Source organism: Pricia sp., assembly GCF_041745955.1.
Lineage (GTDB): Bacteria > Bacteroidota > Bacteroidia > Flavobacteriales > Flavobacteriaceae > Pricia.
Map to the genome: position 1 here is coordinate 1 of NZ_JBGTHY010000446.1, position 3,948 is coordinate 3,948.

Consider the following 3,948-nt stretch of genomic DNA (forward strand, 5'->3'; position numbering starts at 1 on the left):
CAAACCTGAAACACTATTGGCTAAGAATTCTTCATCCTTTAGAAATCAGCTTGTTCACCACGTTTGTACAAAAGTGCAGATTCGCGAGGATAAACTTGAAATTGATTTTCTAGAAACTAATAAATTGAACGATCAGCTCAGCAGTAAACAGCTAACACTCAAAATAGAATCCGGAAGAGCGTTGACATTCAGTTCAGAAGATGTAACGATATCCAAGTTGAATATTGTCCAAGGAAAAGATAAATATTTGTATACCTTGGTAATCAATAACACAAAAGATCTACATAAAACGTTGGTCAAATTTGAGACATCATAAAATTATGAAACCACGATTTGTCCATTTTTAACCAAAAATAAACAGTAAGCAATTGGGAATCAAATATTTGTTGATCATTGGTACGCTGATACCATTCATGCAATGTTTTGTGCAAAAGCCATCCGATTATACGATTGGGGCAATCCATACCTCAAGACCTCCGGTAATCGACGGCACCGATCAAGGAATGGAACGGATGTCTTACGCCTGGTCGCCCACCGGTGGCAGATTTCATAAACCCGTTTATTCTGGCAATTTGATTTTTAACTAAAATGCCTAAAGCGCAGATGAACTAGCGACTATTTTAGGCATTCACCCGAGGCACGTTTTGGTTTTTTCAACGATAGTTACGCCGCTGGAAGTTGGGGCGACAATGGCTCGCTTTCGGAAGGGAATTCCATGATCGATAACAGATACGGCGGTAGTGTGTATGATCGGTACAGGGTTATCGCCTGGATCAATAAGCAAAACCAGATTGTTCAAGGTGAAGGTGGTATCGGCGATAATGTTTTTGGCACTATGCCCGGGGCTATTTTGGAAGCCCAGCAACTCCGTACAACTACTTTGAATATGAGACACGGTCGGTACGACCGATGGAACGATTTTATTTATAATGAAGTAAACTTCACTACTCCGGTTACTTTCCCGGCTAGTGAAAAAGAGTTAAGGGGAAGGGCTTTCACAGGAGAGACCAAAACGGGAATCTTTGACCCTGAATATGATGGCCGGACCGGATTGGAATATTTTCGGGACAGAATGGGTTACCGGTTAGTGTTGCGTGAGGCCAATGCAAGTGAGTTCGTAACGCAAAATGGTACCCTTATGTTCAAAGGGAACATCCAAAATGTAGGCTTTGGAAATGTTGTAAACAGGAAAAGGGTTTCGATTATTCTAAAGTCCAAAGATGCTTCCAATTCTTATGCGGCAGCAACAAACCTTGACGCAAGGGATTGGCTGACCGCTGAGGATGGAAATACCAGAGCAGACAATACTGCTGCATGGCGTGATTTGAACTTCTCTCTTGAAATGGCCGTTTTTGATGAGGTGCCCCCAGGTGGTTATGATATTTACTTGAAGATCAATGACCCCAAAGAACAAAGTGCTAATAAGCGCTGTATACGGTTTGCAAATAAGGGAAATAGCTGGAATGCTGACCTAGGCGCTAACTTAATTGGCACGACAACTATGTTATAGGCTGTTTTCCCTTTTTCCGAGGAAAAGTAAATAACACAAAAAACCATAATGAACAGAAAGGAATTTTTAAAAACCGGCACGCTCGCGGCCGCCGTTATGGGAGCCGCTCCGCCTCTGATGTCCTGGATTCCAAAACGGGCATCTGTCGGTGAGTTGACACAAAATCTACCATGGATACCCAAGGGGGGCTGCACTATTGCACAGCTAAATGCGAAAGTTGAAGAGTATTATGGTGATCCTGATGATGTTAGCGATGTTAGTCGCGCCCGTAAGATGCAGGCCTACAATAATGCACATCCCGGGTGGTATTTAGAACCTTAGTTAAGGTATTTTTAAAACAAAAGCCTAGATAGCACTATCAACTTATTAACCCATATGAAATCAATTAATATTATTGCTATATATTTTTCGCTCAGCTCTTTTGGCTACCTTTAGCTTACCGATCAAATTGCAATAGTATGGAGATAGCGTTGGTAATAGGCTTACTGGCTTTGGCCTTGGTTCTTTTCATCAGCGAAAGATTTTCGGTGGATGTTGTTACGATAGGACTTTTGGTCATTCTGACCCTCTCGGGCATTCTTAGCCCAAAAGAGGCTTTTGAAGGGTTCAGCAGCGATTTTATGGTCATTCTTGCATCGATATTCGTAATATCTGGCGCGTTGTCCGAAACCGGTCTGCTCGACAAAATCGGATCACAGATGATCAAACTTGTGAAAAGCAAAACGCTTTTTGTGGTTTACACCATGCTTGTGACCGGTTTTTTTTCCGCGTTCATGAACAATACGACGGTAACGGCATTGGTAACAGGGCCCGTGGTGGGAATGTGCAGAAAATTGGGCATCAGCCCTTCCAAAGTTCTAATACCCGTTGCCTATGCCTCTATACTTGGAGGTACTTGCACGCTAATCGGAACTTCCACGAACGTGGCTGTCAGTGGTTATATTGCAAGTAACGGCCTACAACCTCTGGGCTTTTTTGAAATTCTTGGGGTGGGACTGGTCCTTTTCACGACGGGCATCATTTTTATCCTTGTTTTTTGGAAACGGATTCTTCCCGATCGTACGGGGGCAAGCATCACCGAAGAGTATAAAATCAAGCAATACCTTTCGGAAATAGTCGTTTTGGAAAAATCGAAGCTGATCGGGCAGACCGTTTTCCATTCTGACCTTTCAAATTGGGATGTAAGGATTATAAAAATCATTCGGGACAAAGATGAATTCATTCCCAATCGTTTCACTCGCTTCGAGCTTGATGACATCTTGTTGGTGGAATGTAAGGTTGATGACCTCATCAAGGTAAAGGAATCATCAGGGCTGGAAGTGGTCGCCGATACCATCACAAACAAAGAAATACAGAGTGATAAGGTCAGATTGGCGGAAGTTCTGGTAACTCCCGGCTCCCGATTGATAGATCGCTCCCTTAAAGAAGCCCGATTCCGCCAGAACTATGATTTGGTCGTGCTGGCAATCCATCGCTTCGGGCATACGGTATCACAAAAAATCGGCACCCTCAAGCTTAACATCGGAGATGTTCTTTTGGTACAGGGCATTGAAGAGACCATCGATAGTAACAGAAATTCCACCGATTTCTCCGTTGTCGGGGATTTCAAGGTAAACATGTTCAAAGAAAGAAAAGGGGTACTGTCGGCATTGATATTCATCATTGCTGTCATAGCGGGTTCATTACAGTTGGTGCCTCTTTCGATCGCTTTTTTGGCAGCGGCGCTACTCGTGGTAATGATAGGCGCATTGCCTATCGAACGGGCCTACCGGATCATGGACTGGAAATTGCTGGTGCTCATCGGTGGAATGAGCGCATTCGGGACCGCGATGCAGAATTCCGGGGCATCGGAGTTTCTTGCGGTAAACATTATAAACGTTCTTGGGGATTTCGGGGTAATCTATGTGCTGGCAGGTTTTGTAATACTGGTGATTATTCTTACCCAACCTATGTCTAACGCCGCTGCCGCCCTGGTGGTGCTGCCCGTTGCCCTTGAAGCCGCCCATATCCTGAACGCCAATCCAAGAACGTTTGCAATAGCCATTATGCTTGGTGCCTCCGTCTCGCTTATCACACCTTTTGAACCTTCGTGCATTCTGGTCTATGGTCCGGGAAGATACAAATTTATCGATTTTATCAAGATCGGCGTACCCCTGACTTTACTTCTTGTTATTCTTATAATGTTGTTGGTTCCTGTTTTTTGGCCTCTTTAATTTGTCCTTACCTTGAATTCGTTTTCATGTTTTCTCGCCATAGTTCGAACTTATAACTTTTGGGCTTATAAAAGTGTACCAACAAATGTAGACAGTTCAGTTTCTTGTTCGAACCTAGGTGCGACCACATCAATGAAAATAAGCCCTTTATAGCTCAATGTAAGCTTCTTTTAGAATCTATACTTTACGCCTACCAGATAGTCCCCGTTTTTTAAGGTAGCGAAT

At 43.5% G+C, this 3,948-nt stretch carries 3 protein-coding genes and 1 pseudogene; all 4 read left to right on the plus strand.

Annotated elements, in window-relative coordinates; all coding sequences use genetic code 11:
• A partial coding sequence (locus tag ACEW8S_RS15815; protein WP_373519090.1) for a hypothetical protein occupies positions 1 to 316 on the plus strand: 316 nt, incomplete at its 5' end.
• A 336-nt stretch (positions 317 to 652) separates the two neighbouring features.
• Positions 653 to 1,510 (plus strand): annotated as a pseudogene (locus ACEW8S_RS15820) (DUF4832 domain-containing protein); the annotation flags it as partial.
• 48 nt (positions 1,511 to 1,558) lie between these two features.
• A complete protein-coding gene (locus ACEW8S_RS15825) occupies positions 1,559 to 1,831 on the plus strand; it encodes a hypothetical protein (RefSeq protein ID WP_373519091.1) in 273 nt (90 codons plus the stop codon).
• Between the two features lie 137 nt (positions 1,832 to 1,968).
• Complete coding sequence (locus ACEW8S_RS15830; RefSeq protein WP_373519092.1) at positions 1,969 to 3,723, plus strand: SLC13 family permease; 1,755 nt, start codon at positions 1,969 to 1,971, stop codon at positions 3,721 to 3,723.
• The last annotated feature ends 225 nt before the right edge of the window (positions 3,724 to 3,948 follow it).